Below are 23,042 nucleotides of genomic sequence, written 5' to 3'. Positions count from 1 at the left end.
TTCCGTTACCCGGCTGGCGCTAACACAAGTGCAGAAGAGCGCTTCGCATTCACGCTGCCGCACCAAGAAGTATGGGTGAAATATTGGTTCAGAGTTCCAACGAACTTTGAGCATGTAGCACCTGAACCAAACTGGCCAACCAATAACAAATTGTTCGCTATTTGGATGGATGATTACTCAGCGCACGGCAAAGGCCCATCGGTTATTTGGGAGTATTGGGATAATGGCCAAGGCGGAAGTGATTTGGCCGTGCATTTTTCAGAGGGCAGTTACACCGGAGCGGGACCACATCTGCAATTCCAACCGTTTATTAATGCTTCGACCGACAAGGGGCGTTGGATGCAACTGGTTTTGCACGTGAAAGCTGCAACCACAACAGCCGGCGTGAGCAATAATGATGGCTTGATTGAAACTTACCGTCGTTGGGAGGGAGAGTCCACTTTTGTGAGATTGCATCAGGTCACTCAAGCAAACATCGCGCCCGCCACTACAGGCCCCAACGGCTGGCAAGCCGGTTACTTTATGGGTTGGTCTAACCCCGGCTTCGCCGCGCAAACTGATTTTTACGTAGACGATGTGGAATTTGCCGATAGCATGGATTTGACTGCAAGTGCCAACACGACATCATCGGTTGCCAGCAGCAACTCATCCTCCAGCCAGAGTTCGGTTAATAGCTCTGCTTCAAGCCAGAGCTCAACAATGAGCAGCTCATCAAGCAACAGCTCAACGACAAGCTCCTCGTCCGCAGCCTCTGGACAATTAAAATTTACGCCTTGGCTCTTGCTGGATGCAGACACCGGAAGCGACATGGGAAATAACATGGTATCAACAACAGAAAAAGTTGCCTTCGGAAACAAAGCGTGGAAAACGACAGCAATACAAGGTACCGAAGAATGGGCAATGGGCGGTGGGGCCTATTTCCCAAGCGCACTTAAAAAAGGCCAAAGCCTTCAAGCGCAATGGTCAGCATTCTTTCCCACAGATTTCGATTGGTACGCTGGTGGCGGTGGCCGCCTTAAATTTTTCAGAATAAGAACTGAACCTGTTGGCGGCGGCAACAGCGGCTACCACGACATCTACCTCAATACATTGGGTTTGGGTGGTGGCCCCAGCGAAGATGGAAGGCTCACCAACATTTTTGAAGGCGTGCAAAGCTGGCACGACACCAATGAATTTATGACAAAAGGCGAATGGAATACCTTTGAGATGCGAGTTGATTTCGACAACGTGTCATTCGACCAAGGTGGCAAGGGAAGAACACGAATTTGGCGGAAAAAGAATAATCAAATGCAGCTCATACTGGATGTAAAAAGCGACCCTACGTTAGTTAACGCTACCGATGTTGCGCCTTTCTTTTACATATTCACCTATTGGAACGGTGGAGCGCCGAAAACCCAGTCCATGTACATAGACCGCATTATTTTTGAAACAGATCTGACGCGTTTGGTGGAAACAGATAATGCTGGCAATAAAATTATTGGCGGATTGTGATCTGATTACGTACCGCGCTAAATAGTTTCGGCAATTTTTTTTAATCGCGCAATAATGGCTCGCAAACCATTATTGCGTGAAGGCGTTAAATGTTTTTCCAATCCCATCTCACTCATGGTTTGCTCTAAATCCAAGGCGATGATTTCCGTGCTAGTTCTTTTATCGACCTGAGAAAGCAATAACGCAACCAAACCATTAATTACACGGCTATCGCTGTCAAATGCAAAACGATGAATTTCGCCGCATACTTCATGAGCCAACCACGCGGATGTTTCGCACCCTCGCAGCAAATTTTCATCGCGCCTAATAGCTTCTTTGCGCTGGATAAGCGTTCCCCATTGTGTAATAAGGCGGTACTGGGATTGCCAATTTTGTGCAGCTTTTAATTCTGCAACAGAAATAGAAGATAAGTCGTCGTACACAAACATTAAAAATTAATCTTAAAAAGTGATTGGGCATTGAGTGTTGTTTGTTTTGCGATATGAGCAAGATCATCGCCGCGTAAGCTTGCAAGCTCATTTGCTACTTGCACCAAGTAAACGGGGCTATTGCGTTCACCTTGTTTACCGTGCAAGGGCATGTCGGGTGCATCAGTTTCCAGCAATATAGCGTCCAGAGGAAGCTGGCGCACTGCCTCGCGTGTTTTGTTGGCGCGCTCGTAAGTAATAGTTCCACCTATACCTAAACGAAAACCCAAAGACCAATATTGCTTAGCCAATTCATAACTCCCGCTGAAGCCGTGAATAACGCCGCCCGCAGGTAAGCGATAGGATTTAAGCCATTGCAGCACTCCGTTATGAGATTTTCGGCAATGAATAATGAGCGGCATTTTTGTTTCTTGTGCAACTTGCAAATGAACTTCAAACACCTGCAGCTGTTCGGCAATCGGGCAATCAATTAGCGCATCCAATCCGCACTCACCAATCGCAACGCAGTTTTTTTCTTCGATCTGTGAAATTAATTGGCGCTTTAATGTTTGTAGATCGACACCGAGATGATTTGAATTAAACTCTCGTGCAATCCACCACGGATGCAAACCAGCAGCACAATAAATCCCCGCATATTGATTCGCGAATTTAGCTGCACTGGACCATTGCGCTGGAGAAACGCCGGGAATGACTAAATGGCGAACACCGTTTTCCTGACAATTACGCCAAACTGAATCGCGGTCATTGTCAAAATCCGCGAAATCAAAATGGCAATGGCTGTCAAATAAAATCATGAGTGCCCATTCTCAAGCAAGGTTTTTTCTATACGCCGATCGGGAACTAACCAAATAAAGGTTACGATCAAGTAAGCCAATAAAGCGGGCACCACGTGGAAAAATGCAATCGGAATTGCCGCAGCGTAGATAACCACAGAAATAAGGCCTTTCGCATCTTTACCAACTGCTTTAGCGACAAGAGAATCCTTGCCTTCTGTCGTAATAATGCAATGCACTAAAATCCAATAAGCCAAGCCAGCCATTAACAAAACCCCACCATATAACGCGGTAGGCGCAGACGCAAAATGGTTTTCGCCCATCCATCCGGTTACAAAAGGCAGTAATGATAACCAAAACAACAAATGCAAATTTGCCCAAAGCACACTAGCACTTACGTGCTTAACGGCGTGCAACAAATGATGGTGATTATTCCAGTAAATGCCTACATAAACAAAACTCAATACATAACTAAAAAACACCGGAATAAGCGTTTGCAACGTCTGCCAATCAGAGCCGTGCGGCACTTTCATCTCCAACACCATGATGGTGATGATAATTGCGAGCACTCCATCGCTAAAGGCTTCAAGACGATTCTTCCCAATAGATTTTTCCTCTAATCAGACCTTGGTTCAATTTAATCAGCTTATAGTCTGTGACACCACAAGCAAAGAATAAAAAAAATCTTAACAGAAGCCGATTTAACGTGAATAAAAGTCGCGCTTGCGCACTAATTTCTGCAAAATAGGCAACTTAAAAATAAAAATGTCGTGATGGGCGTGCCCGTCGGCTAAGGGTAGGCAGAGCTATGCTTGATAACTCCACGAATAAATTTCAATTAGGGCTGGTTTATCTTTTTGCAATTTTGGCCGTAATTGGAATCGGTCCTTTTATCTACTTCCGCTATTCCCAAGGTGAAATTTCCCACGCATTACTGGATCTGGCGATCGTGAGTGCGGCTGTTTCAAGTGCGATTTACGCTCGCTGGAAAGGTGAAGTCACTCCCACTATTCTGAGCTTCGCAGCAGGGTTCTATACCTTGGGCGCAATTGCAGTGGTGCACTTTAATAACCCTATTTTTGTTTTTTGGATGTTCCCTACCATATTGGCAAACTTCTTTTTACTGCGCCCCACCCAAGCTATTTTCCTCAACCTTTTCGCAATTGCCTTGGTTGTTCCCGTTGCGTGGAAATTGGAACGCACCTTGGACACCTTCGCCATGATGTCCTCCCTGTTTTTTGTATCCATCATGGCGTACTTATTCGCGCGCCTTACCGAGGGGCAACGCAAACGGTTAGAAATTTTTGCATCGCAAGATCCGCTCACCTTGCTCGGCAACCGTAGATCAATGGATTTGGAGCTTACACTCTGCGCCGAAGATTTCGCCCGCTACCAAATACCCGCAACCCTAATTGTTTTTGATATAGATAAGTTCAAAGCCATAAATGATAAATTTGGGCACAGCCTTGGCGATAAGGTTTTAGTCGATATAGGTAAATTAGTTAGCGCACGCCTACGTAAAACCGACCGTGCCTTCAGATTTGGTGGAGAAGAATTTGTGCTTTTGGTGCGCAACACCAAACTTGAGGAAGCGGCAATCATTGCAGAGAAAATACGCGAGCAAATCCTCAGTCAAATTAACGGCCCAAAAGGAAAAATAACCGCGTCATTTGGGTGTGCGGCCATTCAACCGGAGGAAACCTGCGAGCAGTGGTTTGTACGAGCAGATCGCGCCATGTATCAAGCCAAGGAAAAAGGGCGTAATTGTGTCGTGCTGGCAGCCGAATAATCACCCAAACGATTTTTAAAACACATCCACAAGATTTCCCGCTATTATTTGCGCTCGATTACCGATTCCATAACCAATGGCTACGCAATTGCTATGTACCACACTTTTTTTGGACTGGCCGAACCCGCCTTTTCCATAGCAGTAAATCCGCGCTATCTGTACATGAGCCAGCAACATAAAGAAGCGCTGGCGCATTTGCTCTACGGCGTAACCGGTGGCGGATTTGTAATGCTAACCGGCGAAGTAGGCACAGGTAAGACAACAATTATTCGTTGCCTGCTGGAACAAATGCCCCAAAACACTGACATAGCGATTGTGATGAACCCTATGTCAAATGTGCTGGAGCTACTCACAACCATTTGCGATGAATTAGGCGCTCCCAGCCTTAGAGAAGAACCCACCGTTAAAGATTTGACCGACGCGCTCCACCGCTTTTTGTTGAACAACCACACCCAGGGGCGCAATACGGTTTTATTAATTGATGAAGCCCAGTTACTTTCTACTCAAGCCTTGGAGCAAGTCAGGTTATTAACCAACCTGGAAACTACCACGCAAAAATTGCTGCACATTATTTTGGTGGGACAACCGGAATTAAAAGCGCTAGTGTCCAAGCCTGAATTGCGGCAGCTCGCTCAGCGAATAACTGCACGCTTCCATTTAACGCCACTAACATTTTCAGAGACGCAAGCCTACATTCGCCACCGGTTGAAAATTGCTGGACTACCCGAAGGCCGGAGCCCTTTTCCCTATCCCATAGTGAAGCGTATTCACGCGTTTACCGGCGGTATTCCCCGCTTGATCAATGTGATCTGCGAGCGCTGCTTAATGGGAGCCTATGGCAGCAATAAAATGCGCGTTGATAACGCTATTTTTAATGCAGCAAAAAAAGAAGTCATAGGCGGTTTGGAAAACGGACGCACTGCAAAGCAATCGTTGTGGCTTACATCCGCCTTGATTGCTGTATGTGTTGCACTATTGAGTGCTGCACTTTATTTCAACAAAAGCTCACACCACGCAAAATCCGTGGCTGTTGCTTCATCTAGCGCGAGCTCAACGAGCAGTGCAATCTCATCGGCAGCCAGCAGCATCGCTCCCGATTTTTCCATCAGAAACTATCAAGACGCTGAAGATATCTTCTTTGAATATCTGGAGCTGCCTTTGGCCACTGAAACCCGCCCATGCGGCAGGAATTTAAAAGCACCACAACAATGCGCTAAAGTTTCTTTGCATACGTGGACAGATATAAGGGAGCTTAACCGCCCAGTAATACTGGTTTTATCAACACCGGAAAAATTTTCAACTTATGTAGTACTCCTTGGTTTAAAAGATGAGAGTGCGCTGATCATCAATGCACAACAACAAAGACAAATAATTCCTTTAAATAAAATCGGTCGCGACTGGACCGGTGAAGCCGTTTATTTATGGAAACGCCCACCCGGATTTAGTGAAACACTTTTATTGGGCGACACCAGCCCAACCGTGGCTTGGGTTGCTCAGCAATTTGCGAAGCTGGACAAACAGAAAGAACCGCTTAGCGATGATTTATTCAGTATTGCGTTGCACGAACGGATTAAAATATTCCAGCGCACCCGCGGTGTTACTGCTGACGGTAATATTACTGAACAAACCCTGTTAAAAATAAATGAAGCTGTTGGTGCGGACCAAACATTGCTTACTACATTTGACGAATCAATAGAAAACGAACCACAAATTAACAAGAACGAGTCCAAAGAAGCTGTAAATCATGTCCCTACTCCTTGACGCACTCAATAAAGCCGAGCGAGAGCGCAAACGCAATGAAACAACGCCCGGCATTAACAGCAATCACGAACGCGTAGATGATTCTGTTTCCCATGCAAAAACGACATTAATTGTGCTTTTAGTTGTAGCAGTTATTTCTATTGGACTCACCGGTATTTATTGGCTTGGAAAAAAATCCGCCGACCAAGCGCCTACCAAGAGCGCAACTACAGACGCGCCAGCCCCTCAATATAAAACCGCTTCATCTGCAACGCCAAAATCTGCTGCCACAACACCCAATAAGCAGATTGATAAAACCATAGACGTGAACAACATGAAAGATGACATTGATACATCTGACGAAAACGTTGCAAGTCTTTATCAACAAAATACTCAAACACAAACTGCAAACGCAACGCTCACCATCAACACCCCCACGGCAGTTTCAGAAAATATGACAGACACAGATCAAAATATAGGATCGCCTACATCTATTAATCAATTTGCAAATCTGCCTGATTTACACGATTTACCCAACCAGGTTCTGGAGAAAATTCCCAGCCTGAATTACAGCGAGCACAACTTTAACGCGAATGGCGGTAGCGTAAAAATTAACGGCGTTATTCACCATGCGAATGATCAACTCGCACCGGGTTTAGTGATTGATAAAATTTTGGAAGATGGAATGATTCTGCACACAGATAACTATTCTTTCAAAATGCGCGCACTTAATTCCTGGGTAAATATGTAAATGATAAACAGGGAGTCGTCATCCTCGCGTAGCGGGGATCCAGTTTTTAATTTTAGTTTGTTAATGGCTGGATCCCCGCTACGCGAGGATGACGATTCCCTTCTTAAATTACTTTATCATCCGATTTAATTTCTTATACATAACAAACAAAAAGCCCCACGATTTCTCGCAGGGCTTTTTTCTTTAAATCATCCGCAATAATTATTTGCCAATAACATTCACCTGAATATTGCCAGCACCGCTCAACACCTTCGTGGAATTATTCCAGTGAAGTTTTGTGGTTGAACCTTTGCCTTTTTGGTAATCCAAACTCACACCGTCGTCGTCGTACAAACTGAAATCGGCATCAGCGCCGGGGTAAACCTTGATGCTCGCAATCGCTTGTTTACTTGCCGTGCTTTGAATATCCGCACCCATAGGCACGATAGAACCCGCTTTTACAAATACAGGAATTTGATCGATAGGCGCGGCAACTTTAACGGTTTGGCCGCCCGCATATTTTTCATTCGTCCAGAAGTTGTACCAATCTGCACCCGCTGGCAAATAAACTTCTTTTTCGGTTTGCGCTTGCTCTGTTACAGGTGCCACCAAAAATGCGGGGCCAAACATATATTGGTCGCCAATATTTGCCACTTTAGGATCTTGTGGGAAATCTACCCAAAGCGCGCGCATAAATGGCGAGCCCGTATCGTAAGTACGCTTGGCTTGCGAATAAATATAGGGAATCAGTTGATAACGCAGGCGATCAAACTTCGCCATAACGGCTTCTGCCTCTTTACCAAACGCCCAAATTTCGGTGTGCTTACGGTCACCGTGCAAGCGCAAGGTTGGCAAGAAAGTCCCGTATTGGAACCAGCGCGTATGCAATTCGGGGTAATCATGGTTTTGGCCTACGGTTTCGCGTGCGTCCGAAGGATCGAGCAATGGAGTTTTAGTCGCCGTTGTGGTTTGCGGCAACCACTGCCAGCCACCAATATCATTACCCCAGTAGGCAAAGCCGGATGCAGTCATATTCAAACCCGTTGGAACTTGGCGCTTGAGCGCTTCCCAACTTGGCAAAATATCTGATGACCAGAACAAACCGCCTGTACGTTGCGAACCCAAATAAGCGGCACGCGCCAAAATCAAACTACGTTTGTTAGGGCGGTACTCACGCAAGCCATCAGCAAAACCTTCTACGTGAACCAAAGGATAAAGGTTGCGATAACGATCGCCGGAACCGATTTTAAAGAACAAACCATCTGGCACTAAATCAGGCTCGGTTTCGTCCAACCATGGGTAATCAAAACCGTGAGACAAGATGTTGTCACGCGCTTTTTCAAAGAACCATTTACGCGCTTCTGGGTTGGTTGAATCAATCAAAGCGCCAGTGCGATCAGAACGGAATGGCAAACCGTCTTGCGTTTTACCGTCTTTGTTTTTGAGGAAGTAGCCTTTCTGATCCAGCTCGTTGAAGTAACGGCCAGCCGTTTCGTAACGTGGCCAAATGGAAATAATGGATTGCAAACCCATCGCATGAAGCTTTTTGTTCATGCCGGTTGGATCAGGGAATTGCGATGGATCTATATCCATTTGACCCATGCGGGTCCAATGGAACCAGTCCACCACCATAATATCCAGCGGATACTTTTTGGCTTGGTAGGTTTCAGCAACCTCTTCCACTTCTTTTTGGCTGGCGTAACGCGCTTTAGATTGAATCAAGCCGAAAGCTGCCTTTGGCGGAATAGGCGTTTTGCCGGTAAGTTTTGCATAACCCGCCCAGATTTCATCTGGCGTGCCGGTGATAACAAAGTAAGAAACCCGCTCACCCACGTTTGATTGCCACAAGGTGCGGCCATTAATGCCCGGGTAAACCTTGGTTGCGGATGGGTTATCCCAAATAATCCCGTAGCCTTTATTGGAGAGCATAAAAGGCACGCAAACTGTCTCGCCGTGAGGAGCGTCGTACCAGTGTTTACAGTCAATGGTACGGCCACGTAAATCCAGAATGCCTTCTTGGTTTTGGCCCAAACCGTAAAAATGCTCATCGGGCGATGTACCAAAACTCGCGCCCACTTGGAAAGTCTGCTCGCCATTTACTTCATGTGGAGCCATTTCCCAGCCATTCATTTTCAACACTGTTTCGCCCTTGGCGTTGCTAACCTGCAATGAAACAGGTGGTAAAGATGGTGCGAAGTAGCGTTCGCCCATGCTCGGAGCTTTTGGCCACGGCTGCGCATTCACGTGAAGACTCAAGCCGCCAGAGACAAAATCATCGCCTTTCTCATCACTCTTGTGGCTAAAACCCTTATCGTCGCTCTTGGCGATAAACCCATAGCCGGGCGCAGAAGCCGCCAAATCGCGGTTAGTTGCCAAAGTGACTCGCACAATATTGGGCGCATAGGTTTCTATCCCTACATATGAACCATTACGATCCAGCACCTTTAAAGGCTCTGCCATCACAGAACCCGCTAGAATACTGGCGGCAATAGCCGCAAACAGGTGTTTTAGCTGCATAGAATTAATCCGATGAATTATTGTTTGGCGACGCCACGGCTGGAAAAAGCGCAGCGCATTTTTTAACAGATGATTATGGTTTTATCTGTAATTCCCATTATAGTATTAATCAGCTCTATGTGATCATATTTGTTTCAAAAAATACAAATACCAAAACGGAAAAAGCCCGCTAAGAATAGCGGGCTTTTCGAATTCAGTTAGACAAATGAATTAGGCAGGCCGAAAGCTCAGGAAGGGATTGACCAACTTGCCGAAGAATCCTGTCACTTTGACTGGCGCTTCAACCACAGAAATGCAGAGACAATCTTGGTTTTGGGTAGCCGTTGGGCGATGAACCTCTCCCGGCGAGCGCACTAAAAAGTCGCCTTCACTGTAAACACCATCTTCGTCCGAAAAACTTCCACACAACACCATGGTGATTTCCATACCGCGATGGTCATGCTGAACCACTTTATTGCCGCTGGTAATGCGCTGGAAAGCCACTTCGTATTTGGTTTGCCCGGTGATTAAACGAGCAAACTTCAGCCCTTTGGATACACGCTGCCACTGCAACTTTCCATCGCGCGGCAAAAGCTTGGCGATTACTTTGGGGATAGGCTTAAACAACGGGTCACGGGCGTAATTGGGGTGCAAGTCTTCGCTCCCTTTCGAACGCACGGGCTCAGATTCAGGCTGTTTACGAATGCGATTCATCAGTTGCGCAAAACTATCGGGTTGCACGGCTTCAGCCACGCTGCTGGTTAAAATGGTCGCGCCTAACTTATTAAGTTGCTCAACGCGCTTGCGGCAATGAGGGCATACCTGCAAATGGGCACACACGATCAAGCCGGGGGCTACATCCAAACTGCCGCTGGCATATTCGGTCAGGAGATTGTCGTCGGGATGATGTTTGATCATTGCCACGCCCCCCTATTTTTTTCCGCCGCTTTCTCTGCGCCCAAAATCAATGTTTGCATTTTCTTTAATCCGATTCGCACGCGAGATTTCACGGTACCCAAAGGCAGGCCAGTTTCCTGTGCGATTTGTTGATGCGTTTTACCTTGCATATAAACCTGAGTTAACACCTGCCGCTGCTCAGGTGGTAGCTGACTAAATGACTTATCGATAAGTGCCTCATTGCTGGATTGCTGCATATAAACAAAAGCCTGATCGTCATCGGCTTCGTCCCAAATATCATCGATATCAATCACATCGCCGTCGGTAGGTGTGCGCTGGTTCCGGCGCATGAGATCGATACGGCAGTTCCGCATCACCGTATAAATCCACGTTGATGCCGCGGCTTTGGTGGAGTCATAGGTCGGCGCTTTTTGCCACACCTTGAACATGACTTCCTGTACTACCTCATCGGCAGCATCTGCAGGAAAGCTGCTGTTCAAGTTGCCTAGGCAAAAGCCTTTAATGAGCGGCGCAAAATGAGCGAAAAGCTGGCCAAACGCTTGCTCATCGCGGTCTTGACCTACCCGCTCGAGCATTTTGCTCCAAGTATCGTCGCGCTGCCGAGAGGGTACGCTCGTTGGAATTGAAATCATGTTTATCTCAAAGAGCCTCATTCAGTGGAGGTATGGGCATTGTACGAGCCGGTTTAGATTTTGGATCAGCCGAGATGACGTCAAAATCTATTCCTGATCCAAATCATCAAACGCAACGTAAAACCGGATAAGATGCATATCAATGCGCCGCTAGTGACGTCACTAATACCGAATGGCCTCATTGACTTATGACTCCATCCACAAAGTGACATTAACCCATAACGCCAACAAAAGCACACCAGGGCAATTCCATGGACACACAGCAGCAAAGCCAACAACCGGTGTTCGATACAGCCCGCTTTAAACAGCTCTACAAAAAGTTTGACCAAGAAACCATTCGTAACCTGCCCGATATTTATAGCCCTCAGATCAACTTCAAAGACCCTATTCACGAACTCCACGGCATTCCTGAACTCAGCCGCTACTTTGCAGGCTTTTGCAGTGATGAGCTGCGTTGCGAATTTGATATCCATAACGAAGTTGTCTCGCACGACCAAGCCTTCTTTCAATGGAAGATGCGCTACCAACATCCAAACTTAGCCTCAGGAAAACCTTTAACTCTCGACGGTGGAACGCTAATTAAGTTCGATAGCCACATCACATATCATGAAGACTTTTACGATATGGGCGCGATGATTTACCAGCATGTACCTGTATTGGGTTGGGCCGTGAAAAAAGTCAACGCGCGCATCGCCCAGCAAGTTGGCGAAGTCGATAATTCGCACGGGCAACACCATGAGTAAGATAACCGGCCGTTGCATTTGGATTACTGGCGCTAGCTCTGGTTTAGGCCGAGCGCTTGCAGAGCAATTAGCGCATGCCGGTAACTATGTGATTGTCAGTGCTCGTTCACAGGCAGCCTTAGCACAACTGGCGGCACAGTACCCCGGCAAAATAAAAGTACTCCCCATCGATTTGGGTCGCGGTTTAGACCTCAGTGAGGCCGCAAGCAAATTGCGCGAAATTACCGATTACCTCGACATGGTTATTTGCGCCGCAGGAATTTGTGAGTATGAAGACAACTTAAGCTTCAACCCGCAAATGTATGAGCGCACCTTCGATATAAATTTTTTTGGCGTGGTGCGCACTCTGAACATCGCATTACCACTGCTAAAAAATGCTCAACTTCGCCCGCAATTTGCAGTAGTGAGTAGCTTATCAACCTGCGTTGGTTTTCCGCGCGCGGAAGCTTATGGCGCATCCAAAGCAGCGCTGAATTATTTTATGCGATCCTTGCGAACCGACTTGTCGCACATCCCCATGGATTTAAGTTTGATTAGGCCCGGCTTTATCGCCACGCAATTGGTGAAAAATAACGATTTCCCCATGCCCTTTATGATGAGCGCGGCGGACGCCAGCGAATACATCATCAAGAAATTGCAAAAGCGTCAGTTCGCTATTGATTTCCCCAAGCGCTTAAGTTGGCCGCTGGAACTCTGGGGATTTTTTTCAGGCCCGTGGTACAAATGGATTGCACCCAAACTCACCAGAATTCATGACTGGCCGCAATTCAGATAAAAATTCAAAGTCCAGTTCCCAAAAATTTAACCAAAGAGAAAAGTGCGTGAAAAAAATTGCAATCATCGGCAGCGGAATTTCGGGTTTAACAGCCGCCTATTATTTAAACCCGCATGTTGATATTCGCTTGTACGAAGCTGATCCACGCTTGGGTGGGCATACAGCGACAAAAAAAATTACTGTCGATGGCAAAGATTATTTCATTGACACAGGTTTTATCGTTTTTAATGACTGGACTTACCCGAACTTTATAAAGCTCATGAATGAATTAGGCGTTGAGTCCCAAGCTACCGAGATGGGTTTCAGCGTATTCAGCCACGAGCAAAAATTCGAATATGCCGGCACTAATCTCGGCACCCTCTTCGCTCAAAAGCGAAATTTATTATCCTTTAAACACTGGCGCATGCTGAGTGACATAGTTCGTTTTAATAAAGAATCTATTGCCGATTTAGAAGCAGGTCGGCTTGCACCCAACGAAAGCCTAGGTACTTATCTAGAACGAAAAAAATATTCAACCGCATTTAAAGAACGTTATTTAATTCCGATGGGTTCAGCCATATGGTCTGCAACACAAGGCGTTATGCTTGCATTTCCCTTGGAGTTCTTTATTCGATTTTTTAAAAACCATGGTTTATTGAATATTACCGATCGACCTCAATGGCGCGTTATTAAGGGCGGCTCCTTCGCGTACATTGAGCCCTTAACAAAAAGCTTTAAAGACAAAATCAAATTAAACAGCCCGGTCGACCGCGTAATTCGCCACGAAACAGGAGTTACAGTTGTCAGCAATGGCCATTCTGAAGAGTTTGACGAGGTCATATTTGCTTGCCATTCAGATCAAGCATTAGCTGCTTTAGATTCACCCAGCGATGATGAGCGTGCAGTCTTAGGCAGCATCGCCTATCAAAAAAATGCCGTTGTGTTGCATACAGATTCGCAACTATTGCCAAGCCGTCGCAAAACCTGGTCGAGCTGGAATTATTTATTAGACAGCGACCCGAAGAGGCCGCCCGTTCTTACTTACTCCATGAATATCCTGCAAGGCATAAAAAGCGATACTGAATTTTGCGTAACGCTCAATGCAACACACAAAATTGATCAACGTAAAATTGTAGGCGAATACGAATACGCACACCCCGTTTTCAGTCAAGCTGCGATTCAAGCGCAAGCTGCTTGGCCGCTTATAAGTGGCGTTAACCGCACCTGGTTCTGTGGCGCCTATTGGTTTAATGGTTTCCATGAGGATGGCGTGAATAGCGCATTACGTGTTGTAAACGCATTCGGAATTAAAGTTTAATGAACACATTCGCCAGCGCAATTTATACAGGTAGCGTTCGCCACCGACGTTTCCATCCCAAACAGCATGAATTCCAATACCAGGTTTTTATGATGTATTTGGATACGAAAGAAATTGCGCAAGTATTTTCGCTGAGCCCCTTTTGGTCGCTAACACACTTCGCGCCCGCGCAGTTCAAACGCGGTGATTTTCATATAAATGAGCGTGCAAAAAAAGCGAATGAAAATCTTGATATTGATGAAGCGGTCCGTAAAACCGTGTTTGAGGAAAAAGGAATTATGCTCACTGGCCCCATTAGAATGCTCGTGAACTTACGCTATTGGGGTTTTAACATGAACCCTATAAGCACCTATTATTGTTTCGATGATACGGGTGAAAACTTGGTCGCTATTTTGGCGGAAGTACACAACACTCCGTGGAACGAACGCCACAGCTATGTGTTAACGGGCGAGGATTTTGCGCGCAAGCAACATGTAGATTTCACTAAAGAGTTCCATGTTTCTCCGTTCAACCCTATCGAGATGATGTATAGGTGGCACTCTTCAACACCCTCCGATACTTTGGCATTACATTTAGAGAACTGGCAGAGCGACGAGAAAATCATGGATGCCACCATGACATTGCGCAGGGAAGAAATATCCACCGCAGCCCTCAATAAAATCCTGATCCGTTTCCCATGGATGACCGTAAAAGTTATTAGTGCGATTTATTGGCAGGCCTTAAAGCTCTGGTGGAAAGGCGTTCCCATTTTTAATCATCCCGGCAGCAAGCATTTAAATCCCAACAAATCGAAAATTTCGCTAGCCTCCGCGTCTATAAAAACAAGCAACCGGATACAAAAAGGAAACTAGTCTATGAAGTCGATCAGTCTTATTGATAAGAAATCATCAAGCCTAGCTGAACGCGATTGGTTAGATAATTTTGCGCGCAAAATTCTGTTGCAGTTACTTCAAAAGATTGAACATGGCCATCTTACCCTTGAAGACAAAGGTGAAATTTATAGCTTTGGTGAGCCACAAGAATCGGCAGATTTAATTGCGCATATCTCCGTCACACATCCTGCCTTTTATCGCCAAGTTGTGTTTGGGGGGAGCATAGGCGCGGGCGAAGCCTATATGTTCAAAAATTGGTGGTCGCCAGATTTGGTTCAAGTGATTCGTCTTATGGCGATCAACATGAAAGTATTGCAGCAGCTAGATTCTAAATGGAGCAGTGTATTTAATATTTTCTGTCGCATTGCTCACCGCTTGCGCCCCAACACAATCGCCAAAGCTCGAGAAAACATTTCTGCGCATTACGATTTAGGTAATGATTTCTTCAAGTTATTTTTAGATAAAACTATGCTTTACTCCGCCGCTATTTACCCGAGCGAAACGGCGAGCTTGGAAGAAGCATCTTTACACAAAATGGCGCATATTTGCGAACGCTTGAACTTGAATGACCAAGATCATTTATTGGAAATTGGCACCGGCTGGGGTGGCATGGCAGTTTATGCCGCAAAAAAAACGGGTTGCCGCGTAACGAGCGTGACCATTTCGCAAGAACAATTCAACCATGCAACCGAATGGGTTAAGCGGGAAGGATTGGAAAATCAAGTCACCATACTCCTACAAGATTACCGCCTGATTCAAGGCACCTTCGACAAACTAGTCTCGATTGAAATGATTGAAGCCGTTGGTCATGAATACTACCGCACCTATTTTTCCAAATGCGCCAGCCTGCTAAAACCCAATGGGCTCATGCTCATTCAGGCCATTACGATTCAAGACCAGCGTTTTGAATATGCACAAAAAAATACCGATTTTATTCAGCAATATATTTTCCCTGGTGGATGCTTGCCTAGTAACGCAGTAGTTGCTCGCCATGTCGCTGAAGATACCGACTTACAAATTGTAGGGCTGGAAGATATAACCAAAGATTACGCGCGCACCCTCGCTGATTGGCGCTCCGCGTTTCACAAAAATCTTGATGCCGTCAAAGCCCAAGGGTTTGATGATGTTTTTATTCGTATGTGGGATTTCTACTTGTCTTATTGCGAAGGTGGTTTTGCTGAACGAGCTATTAGCACAGTGCAATATGTATTTGCTAAACCGCGCGCCCGCGAACTCCCACGTGTGCATTAGCCCGTGAACATGGTCACCAAGCTAGCTTACGGCGTTGCGTTTCAAATAGGCTGGTTTGTTTGTGTGGCAACCAACAATTTTCTTAGTTTTATTTACACCCTTTTGTTTTCAGCTATATACCTTTCGTTAGCCAAGCAACCTAAGGATTCACTGTACAAGGAATTTTTATGGATCGTCCTTGTGACAAGCCTCGGGTTTATACTGGAAACAATTTCTTTTTCCGCAGGATTTCTTTATAGCTCAGCCCCAACCAAGTTCTATGTAATTACCTTTCCCCCTTTCTGGCTAGTCAACTTGTGGATTCTATTTGCGGTAGCCTTAAGAACCTGTTTGACATTCGTATTTGAAAAACCGCTACTGACCTACCTCGTATCTAGCATCGCAATTCCCATAAATTATTATGCGGGCGCCGCACTTAATGATGATGTTGCGGTCAATGATCCGTACCTTATCAGCCTCGGTTTGATAAGTGTTTTATGGGTTAGCTTACTCTGGCTACTCAATTCGGTGAAACGCTATTATTTTGAGGATATCTTCAATGCTCGCTAGCCTGATAATGGTTGCTGCTCTATGGCCACCTCACGTAATGCAGCTATGTAACCCTAATGAAGAAACCCACATCCTTGGTGTTGCGCAATCGCCGTCAGGTGACTTCCTTTATTGCGAACATATTGAAATTTCTTCAGAGCACAATTTGGATATTTCCTATATTAAAGACGGAAAAAAATTTGCAGAAAAGAAAGTTGCCCGTACCGCTAACCCTGCAACGCCTTCCATTGAACAAATAGATTCACGTTCTGGAGAAACTCGCCTAGCATCCATAAACCAGCAACTGCTTAGCATGCAATATCAAGCGAGCCGAAAAGAAAAAATGCAAAGCACACAGATATCTATGGCGGACGTGGATGTCGTGGACGCAGGTTTTGATTATTTTATTCGCGAGCATTGGGATGATTTGCAAGCGGGAAAGGTTCTTCCCGTCAATTTCGCATCCATTGCCCACCAAAAAGTTTTATCCCTTAGAGTACGCAAGCTTGAATCACAAAAATGTGCCGAAAAAAATGAAACCACTCAACCACCCTATTGCTATTTTGTCGAGATTGACAACGCACTTTTACGCTTGGTGCTCGGCAATATTAAACTCGGTTACGACGATCAACGTCGGCTTGTAAATTTTAATGGCGTAGTCAATATAGAAGACGAGACAGGATCAACTCAAACTGCGCACATTCGTTACTATTACAGAGCGGAATAGTTAAAGCGTATACCCAATAAAAAAGCCCGCTGCGAACGCGGGCTTTTTTATTGCACTCAGGCGAATAAAATTATTTCAAAGGCATATTGCCTAGGAAATCCTTCTTGCCAAGATCAACGCCATTGTTGCGCAATATGGAATAGGCTGTAGTGATATGGAAATACACATTGGGTAGAGAATGCTGAATAGCGAACTCCAAGCCCGTTAAATATTTACCTTCCCAACGCGGTTGGCTAACGTGGCGCTCTTCCGCACCCTCAAAATCTTCAGGTTTAAATGTTGCCAGATAATCCTGTACAGTTTTGATACGAGCCTGTAACTCAGCCAGGGTTGTCTCAGTATCTGGGTGACTTGGCGCTTCCTTACCACACAGACGTGATGCACCGAACTTTGCGCTATCACATGCGATCTGAACCTGGCGAATCAAGTTGAATTGATCTGGAGCCAGACGGCTATTCAAGAGCACCTCAACATTAAACTTTTTAGATTCAGCGTATTCAGCCGCTTTGCTCAAAAACTGACTAAGATTGCCCAGCATTTTGCTGTATTGGGTAACGGTAATGTCGTACAACATAGTAACTCCTTAGCTTTGCGATTATTGGCGATGATTATTTTTAACATCTCAAGGATGGGGGGGTGATATCCCGATTTCAACTGCAGCAGCCAAGTATCTTTTTGTCAGCGGCTCGACTTTCGGTAGGTTTTACGATAGCGAAATAAATATTTCGGCGACAGCGCATATATCCGAAACACCTTGCGGATGCAGCGAAAATTGCGAAATAAAAGCCGAAAAATTAATCAGAGTTGGCTAGCCATTAGCAATGCATCTTCGTGGCCGTTTAAAGTAGGGTAATAACCTTTGCGATGCCCCAATTCAAAAAAACCTTCTTTTGAATAAAGTTCGATGGCCTTTTTATTGGAGACCCTGACTTCCAAAAAAAGCATATCTGCGTGACCAACAACACAATTAATAGCGTGTTGCAAAAGTACGGAGCCTATACCTTTGCGCTGGAATTTCGGCGAAACTGCAATGTTGAGCAACTCTGCATCTCCACCTGCGTGAGTAACAACAACGTAGCCAACCAGCTTTTCTTTAGCTTCCGCCAACCAGCAGCGTTGACGCCCTTTAAGGCAATCTTCGAAGCTCGACAATCGCCAAGGATGTGAATGCGCACTTTTTTCCAACTCCATCACCGCGGCCAGATCTTCTTCTGTAAGCAGCCGCAACGACAAATCCAAGCCCGTAACAGTGGTGAGTTTTAAGGGTAAATCAAAATGATTCATTTAGATGCTGCTAGATATTTACACAGTACAGACTGAAGTTGCTTCTTAGAAATTGGCTTCTGTAACAACTCATTTAGGCTTGGCAGAATCAATGCGTTTATAGAGGAATCCAACAAAGGAATCTTCTTGAAAAGGCTGTCTGGATAAAGCGTTTGGTCTGGCAGAAGATAAGTAGCAGCGTTACCCCCCATCAGCAATAAATGTTTTATCGGTCTAATTTCATGTTGTACGGAAAGCCAGGTTTGCAATTCATTTCTTGCATCTGCAGCGGAACGTTTGGCAAAACTATTCTCGATAGCTGGCCAACGCAAAACCTCTTCCTTCGTAACAATCGCCTCGTCCGGAAAAAAAGATCGCACTATATTCTGGAATAATTGCTCTGTAGGTAGCGCAAGTTTTGTATTGCGCGAATCCACCACCACTAGACCAGAAATGGGGCGCCATATACTTAAACTGAAAGGCTCAATCGTTTTAGGTTTGGAATCGAGCTGAGCCAAAATATCGGCCGCTGAAACAGATTGAGGAACTGTACGCGATACTTTAGGTTCTTCGAAAATATTTCCGATCAGACTCACAACGGGAGCCACATTTACAGTAGACATGTTTACTGAAGCGGGCTTTTGAACAAAGGAAGAATCCGCATTAGGCGATTGCTGCTCAGCCACAGAAAAAACTTCTTCGACAAAAATTTGAATTTCACAAGCAATCGATACACGGGCAAAGGGCAATTGAAAGCGTGGCATGTAGGTGTCTACACCTATCGCCGAGAGATACATTTGCCGGTGAAATTCATTCATCGTTTAGATACCGTCGTGTTGCGGGTGATGCTTCGCAACTTTTTCAGACAAAATATTAAGTGCATCCAAATAAGCTTTGGCGGAAGCTGTTATCACGTCCGTATCTGCACCAACGCCATTCACTATGTGCCCTTCGTGCTCCAAACGAACTGTGACATCACCTAGGGAATCCGTACCTTCTGTAACTGCATTTACGGAATACAACTGCAAGTGGGCTCCACTATTAACAACATTTTCAATTGCTTTAAAGGTTGCATCGACAGGCCCTGACCCAGTCGCTTGCGTAGAAACATCTTTTCCATCAATATTAATAATTAACTTAGCTGCTGGGTTTTGGCCCGTCTTGCAAATAACTTCCATGTCACCCAAACGATATTTTTCAACCAGCTCTTGCGGCTTTGCCTCACTCACCAAAGCTTGAAGATCTTCATCAAAAATTTCGTGCTTTTTATCTGCCAAATCTTTGAACTTGGTAAAAGCAGCGTTTAATGCATCTGCATTTTCAAACGTAATTCCTAAGGCTTCAAAGCGAGCCTTTACAGCCGCGCGCCCCGAGTGCTTACCCAAAACTAATTTATTGGTATGCCAACCTACATCTTCCGCGCGCATAATTTCGTAAGTTTCGCGATGTTTTAAAATGCCGTCCTGATGAATACCAGACTCATGGGCAAATGCATTCGCGCCGACAATGGCTTTGTTAGGCTGAACGGGAAACCCGGTGATACTCGAAACCAAACGAGATGTTGGAACTATGTGGCTAATATCTATTTGTGTTTCAACCGGCAATAAATCTTTGCGAGTTTTAATCGCCATAACGATTTCTTCTAGCGCCGCGTTACCTGCGCGCTCGCCCAAACCATTAATTGTACATTCAACCTGACGCGCACCGTTCATAACAGCGGACAGTGAGTTCGCAACCGCCAAGCCTAAATCGTTGTGGCAATGGGTTGAGAAAATCGCCTTGTCTGAATTTGGGATATTTTCAATTAAGCGACGGAACAACAATCCGTATTCACTCGGTTCACCGTATCCAACCGTGTCCGGCAAATTTATTGTACGTGCACCTGCATCAATAACTGATTCAATAATACGACACATGAAATCAAATTCGGAGCGACTCGCATCCTCTAAGGAAAACTCTACATCATCTGTAAATTGACGAGCCAATTTAATAGCCGCTACAGCTTGCTCGAGAACTTTTGAAGGTTCCATTTGCAATTTGTATTTCATGTGAATAGGTGAAGTGGCAATAAAGGTATGGATGCGCCCGGAGTTTGCAGGTTTTATGGCTTCTCCGGCTCGTTCTATGTCACCCTTAACGGCACGCGCCAAGCTACAAATTGTCGAATCTTTTACAGCTTCTGCAACAGCGCGGACAGATTCAAAGTCACCTTGACTTGCAATCGCAAAACCAGCTTCGATAACATCGACACGCATTTTTTCTAACATTTTAGCGATACGAATTTTTTCGTCGCGTGTCATGGAAGCACCAGGGCTTTGCTCACCATCACGCAAGGTTGTATCGAAAATAACGAGCTTATCTTTATTACTCATAGCAATTGTCCAAATCAAAAGTTGGAGCAATTATAAAACAAACGACTACGAAGCAGAGAATTAAAGAAGCAGAATCAAAGGGATGAAAGAAAAATTGTAGGAAATAAAAAAGGGAGCGCGTCCTGCGACTCCCTAAAGTCCATTGCGGGACAAGGATCGTCCAGATCCTGCGGCATCACTGCCTTATCCATGCATTTCCTTTGTAACGCCTCGTCCTGAGACTATTGTCCTTTCATCACAGATCCCTTCGTGATGACGTCCATGTGGTGCCCATTGTAAAGAATCAGGATTGAGGCGCCAGTCGCTAAAATCTGCATTTCGTGTGAGACATTGACCATAGAGTGCGTAAGATCGCGTGGATTCAAACGACTTATTTGTTTGAATAGCGGGAGTCGAGAAAAGAAGAAGGGCGAAGAGCTAGCTGGGGGAATAACCACAAAGAAAAACGCCCGACAGAGATACTGTCGGGCGTTTTAGATTTAAGAGCTTGACGATGACCTACTCTCACATGGGGAAACCCCACACTACCATCGGCGCTAAGTCGTTTCACTTCTGAGTTCGGGATGGGATCAGGTGGTTCCAACTTGCTATGGTCGTCAAGCAATTCGGTATGAGTTCGGAGGTCTTAGGACATGTAGGATGTCGGCCTCGATTGACTCAAATAGGGTGGTGGATGTAAAGCTTTACTGTTTCCAGCTTGCTGAGCTGATTGTTGCTTTGTGTATCTACTTATTAATGACTTTCGTCATTGCAAGTCCGTCGTTTCGTTTAATCATGTTGAAGCGTTTCATCATACACAGTCGATTCTGTTATATGGTCAAGCCGCACGAGCAATTAGTATTGGTTAGCTCAACGCGTCACCGCGCTTCCACACCCAACCTATCAACGTCGTAGTCTTCAACGGCTCTTTAGGGGGATTAAGTCCCCAGGGAGATCTCATCTTGAAGGAGGCTTCCCGCTTAGATGCTTTCAGCGGTTATCTCTTCCGCACATAGCTACCCGGCAGTGCCACTGGCGTGACAACCGGAACACCAGAGGTGCGTCCACTCCGGTCCTCTCGTACTAGGAGCAGCTCTTCTCAAATCTCCAACGCCCACGGCAGATAGGGACCGAACTGTCTCACGACGTTCTAAACCCAGCTCGCGTACCACTTTAAATGGCGAACAGCCATACCCTTGGGACCGGCTACAGCCCCAGGATGTGATGAGCCGACATCGAGGTGCCAAACACCGCCGTCGATATGAACTCTTGGGCGGTATCAGCCTGTTATCCCCGGAGTACCTTTTATCCGTTGAGCGATGGCCCTTCCATACAGAACCACCGGATCACTAAGTCCTACTTTCGTACCTGCTCGACCTGTCGGTCTCGCAGTCAAGCACGCTTATGCCTTTGCACACAGTGCGCGATGTCCGACCGCGCTGAGCGTACCTTCGAGCTCCTCCGTTACTCTTTGGGAGGAGACCGCCCCAGTCAAACTACCCACCATACACGGTCCCCGATCCGGATTACGGACCTAGGTTAGAACGTCAAGCACATCAGGGTGGTATTTCAACGTTGGCTCCATGCCGGCTAGCGCCGACACTTCAAAGCCTCCCACCTATCCTACACAGACGAACTCAACGTTCAGTGTAAAGCTATAGTAAAGGTTCACGGGGTCTTTCCGTCTTGCCGCGGGAACGCTGCATCTTCACAGCGATTTCAATTTCACTGAGTCTCGGGTGGAGACAGCGCCGCTGTCGTTACGCCATTCGTGCAGGTCGGAACTTACCCGACAAGGAATTTCGCTACCTTAGGACCGTTATAGTTACGGCCGCCGTTTACTGGGGCTTCGATCAAGAGCTTCGCCTTGCGGCTAACCCCATCAATTAACCTTCCAGCACCGGGCAGGCGTCACACCCTATACGTCCACTTTCGTGTTTGCAGAGTGCTGTGTTTTTGATAAACAGTCGCAGCGGCCTGGTCACTGCGGCCTCGATCCGCTTCCTGATGCATATCATCACGGTTCGAGGCGCACCTTCTCCCGAAGTTACGGTGCTATGTTGCCTAGTTCCTTCACCCGAGTTCTCTCAAGCGCCTTGGGATTCTCACCCTGCCTACCAGTGTCGGATTACGGTACGGTCTGCATAACCTGAAGCTTAGAGGTTTTTCCTGGAAGCGTGGGATCAGTGACTTCAGCCTAAAAGGCCTGGTCTCGGTGCTCGGCGTATGAACTCCCGG

Annotated in this window: 21 protein-coding genes and 2 rRNA genes (1 of these 23 running past the window's edge); 11 read left to right on the top strand and 12 right to left on the bottom strand. The window is 46.0% G+C overall.

The window, feature by feature from the left end; all coding sequences use genetic code 11:
- Positions 1 to 75: 75 nt before the first annotated feature.
- On the top strand, positions 76 to 1,491 hold the full coding sequence (locus U1F02_RS12825) for a hypothetical protein (RefSeq protein WP_409990793.1): 1,416 nt from the start codon (positions 76 to 78) through the stop codon (positions 1,489 to 1,491).
- Positions 1,492 to 1,508: 17 nt separating this feature from the next.
- Here U1F02_RS12825 and U1F02_RS12820 read toward each other — a convergent pair whose 3' ends face one another.
- From U1F02_RS12820 to U1F02_RS12810, 3 genes are read right to left on the bottom strand one after another with little or no spacing between them, the layout of a single operon-like run.
- Complete coding sequence (locus U1F02_RS12820; protein ID WP_409990792.1) at positions 1,509 to 1,919, bottom strand: SufE family protein; 411 nt, start codon at positions 1,917 to 1,919, stop codon at positions 1,509 to 1,511.
- On the bottom strand, positions 1,919 to 2,713 hold the full coding sequence (locus U1F02_RS12815; protein WP_409990791.1) for a TatD family hydrolase: 795 nt from the start codon (positions 2,711 to 2,713) through the stop codon (positions 1,919 to 1,921). Before U1F02_RS12815 ends, U1F02_RS12820 begins: the two co-directional genes overlap by 1 nt.
- Positions 2,710 to 3,297 carry a TMEM175 family protein gene (locus U1F02_RS12810; protein ID WP_409990829.1) on the bottom strand — a complete coding sequence of 196 codons (588 nt, stop codon included), beginning with the start codon at positions 3,295 to 3,297 and terminating at the stop codon, positions 2,710 to 2,712. The genes U1F02_RS12815 and U1F02_RS12810 overlap by 4 nt, the downstream gene beginning before the upstream one ends.
- Positions 3,298 to 3,500: 203 nt before the next feature.
- Here U1F02_RS12810 and U1F02_RS12805 point away from each other — a divergent pair, with 203 nt between their 5' ends.
- The 3 genes from U1F02_RS12805 to U1F02_RS12795 all read left to right on the top strand — a co-directional run bounded on the left by U1F02_RS12805 (position 3,501) and on the right by U1F02_RS12795 (position 6,972).
- On the top strand, positions 3,501 to 4,481 hold the full coding sequence (locus U1F02_RS12805) for a GGDEF domain-containing protein (RefSeq protein WP_409990790.1): 981 nt from the start codon (positions 3,501 to 3,503) through the stop codon (positions 4,479 to 4,481).
- 93 nt (positions 4,482 to 4,574) lie between these two features.
- Positions 4,575 to 6,242 carry an AAA family ATPase gene (locus U1F02_RS12800; RefSeq protein WP_409990789.1) on the top strand — a complete coding sequence of 556 codons (1,668 nt, stop codon included), beginning with the start codon at positions 4,575 to 4,577 and terminating at the stop codon, positions 6,240 to 6,242.
- Positions 6,226 to 6,972, top strand: coding sequence for a general secretion pathway protein GspB (locus U1F02_RS12795; RefSeq protein ID WP_409990788.1), 747 nt, complete (start codon positions 6,226 to 6,228; stop codon positions 6,970 to 6,972). The genes U1F02_RS12800 and U1F02_RS12795 overlap by 17 nt, the downstream gene beginning before the upstream one ends.
- A 201-nt stretch (positions 6,973 to 7,173) precedes the next feature.
- On the opposite strand, the gene U1F02_RS12790 is transcribed toward U1F02_RS12795, so the two are convergent.
- The 3 genes from U1F02_RS12790 to U1F02_RS12780 all read right to left on the bottom strand — a co-directional run bounded on the left by U1F02_RS12790 (position 7,174) and on the right by U1F02_RS12780 (position 10,997).
- Positions 7,174 to 9,468: a TIM-barrel domain-containing protein gene (locus U1F02_RS12790; RefSeq protein WP_409990787.1), complete on the bottom strand. Its 2,295-nt coding sequence runs from the start codon at positions 9,466 to 9,468 to the stop codon at positions 7,174 to 7,176.
- A 210-nt stretch (positions 9,469 to 9,678) separates the two neighbouring features.
- Positions 9,679 to 10,365: a ChrR family anti-sigma-E factor gene (locus U1F02_RS12785; protein ID WP_409990786.1), complete on the bottom strand. Its 687-nt coding sequence runs from the start codon at positions 10,363 to 10,365 to the stop codon at positions 9,679 to 9,681.
- Complete coding sequence (locus U1F02_RS12780; RefSeq protein WP_409990785.1) at positions 10,362 to 10,997, bottom strand: RNA polymerase sigma factor; 636 nt, start codon at positions 10,995 to 10,997, stop codon at positions 10,362 to 10,364. The genes U1F02_RS12785 and U1F02_RS12780 overlap by 4 nt, the downstream gene beginning before the upstream one ends.
- 251 nt (positions 10,998 to 11,248) lie before the next feature.
- Between U1F02_RS12780 and U1F02_RS12775 the strand changes: the two genes are divergently transcribed.
- Genes U1F02_RS12775 through U1F02_RS12745 form a run of 7 tightly spaced genes read left to right on the top strand, consistent with a single transcriptional unit; the run spans position 11,249 to position 17,190 of the window.
- Positions 11,249 to 11,740 (top strand): nuclear transport factor 2 family protein, encoded by a 492-nt coding sequence (locus U1F02_RS12775; protein WP_409990784.1) that lies wholly within the window; start codon positions 11,249 to 11,251, stop codon positions 11,738 to 11,740.
- Positions 11,733 to 12,515, top strand: a complete 783-nt coding sequence (locus U1F02_RS12770) for an SDR family NAD(P)-dependent oxidoreductase (RefSeq protein ID WP_409990783.1) — start codon at positions 11,733 to 11,735, stop codon at positions 12,513 to 12,515. The genes U1F02_RS12775 and U1F02_RS12770 overlap by 8 nt, the downstream gene beginning before the upstream one ends.
- 46 nt (positions 12,516 to 12,561) lie before the next feature.
- The gene (locus U1F02_RS12765) at positions 12,562 to 13,812 is read left to right on the top strand and encodes an NAD(P)/FAD-dependent oxidoreductase (RefSeq protein WP_409990782.1); all 1,251 of its coding nucleotides are present in this window, start codon (positions 12,562 to 12,564) and stop codon (positions 13,810 to 13,812) included.
- Entirely contained in the window at positions 13,812 to 14,663 is an 852-nt protein-coding gene (locus tag U1F02_RS12760; RefSeq protein ID WP_409990781.1) for a DUF1365 domain-containing protein, read from the top strand. Before U1F02_RS12765 ends, U1F02_RS12760 begins: the two co-directional genes overlap by 1 nt.
- Positions 14,664 to 14,666: 3 nt before the next feature.
- The gene (locus U1F02_RS12755; RefSeq protein WP_409990780.1) at positions 14,667 to 15,935 is read left to right on the top strand and encodes a class I SAM-dependent methyltransferase; all 1,269 of its coding nucleotides are present in this window, start codon (positions 14,667 to 14,669) and stop codon (positions 15,933 to 15,935) included.
- Positions 15,936 to 15,944: 9 nt separating this feature from the next.
- Positions 15,945 to 16,484 (top strand): DUF2878 domain-containing protein, encoded by a 540-nt coding sequence (locus U1F02_RS12750; RefSeq protein ID WP_409990828.1) that lies wholly within the window; start codon positions 15,945 to 15,947, stop codon positions 16,482 to 16,484.
- Positions 16,474 to 17,190: a hypothetical protein gene (locus U1F02_RS12745; RefSeq protein ID WP_409990779.1), complete on the top strand. Its 717-nt coding sequence runs from the start codon at positions 16,474 to 16,476 to the stop codon at positions 17,188 to 17,190. Before U1F02_RS12750 ends, U1F02_RS12745 begins: the two co-directional genes overlap by 11 nt.
- A gap of 70 nt (positions 17,191 to 17,260) precedes the next feature.
- Here U1F02_RS12745 and U1F02_RS12740 read toward each other — a convergent pair whose 3' ends face one another.
- The 6 genes from U1F02_RS12740 to U1F02_RS12715 form a co-directional block, all read right to left on the bottom strand.
- The gene (locus tag U1F02_RS12740; RefSeq protein ID WP_409990778.1) at positions 17,261 to 17,764 is read right to left on the bottom strand and encodes a DUF1993 family protein; all 504 of its coding nucleotides are present in this window, start codon (positions 17,762 to 17,764) and stop codon (positions 17,261 to 17,263) included.
- A gap of 224 nt (positions 17,765 to 17,988) precedes the next feature.
- Positions 17,989 to 18,474 (bottom strand): ribosomal protein S18-alanine N-acetyltransferase, encoded by a 486-nt coding sequence (rimI, locus tag U1F02_RS12735; RefSeq protein WP_409990777.1) that lies wholly within the window; start codon positions 18,472 to 18,474, stop codon positions 17,989 to 17,991.
- Entirely contained in the window at positions 18,471 to 19,271 is an 801-nt protein-coding gene (locus tag U1F02_RS12730) for a hypothetical protein (protein WP_409990776.1), read from the bottom strand. The genes rimI and U1F02_RS12730 overlap by 4 nt, the downstream gene beginning before the upstream one ends.
- A 3-nt stretch (positions 19,272 to 19,274) precedes the next feature.
- Complete coding sequence (locus tag U1F02_RS12725; RefSeq protein WP_409990775.1) at positions 19,275 to 20,825, bottom strand: 2-isopropylmalate synthase; 1,551 nt, start codon at positions 20,823 to 20,825, stop codon at positions 19,275 to 19,277.
- 485 nt (positions 20,826 to 21,310) lie between these two features.
- A 5S ribosomal RNA gene (gene rrf, locus U1F02_RS12720) occupies positions 21,311 to 21,426 on the bottom strand.
- A 212-nt stretch (positions 21,427 to 21,638) separates the two neighbouring features.
- A 23S ribosomal RNA gene (locus U1F02_RS12715) occupies positions 21,639 to 23,042 on the bottom strand (it continues 1,479 nt past the right edge of the window).

This window comes from Cellvibrio sp., assembly GCF_046347455.1.
Lineage (GTDB): Bacteria > Pseudomonadota > Gammaproteobacteria > Pseudomonadales > Cellvibrionaceae > Cellvibrio.
The sequence above is the reverse complement of the archived record's forward strand: the minus strand, read 5'-3'. Positions and strand labels throughout refer to the sequence as shown.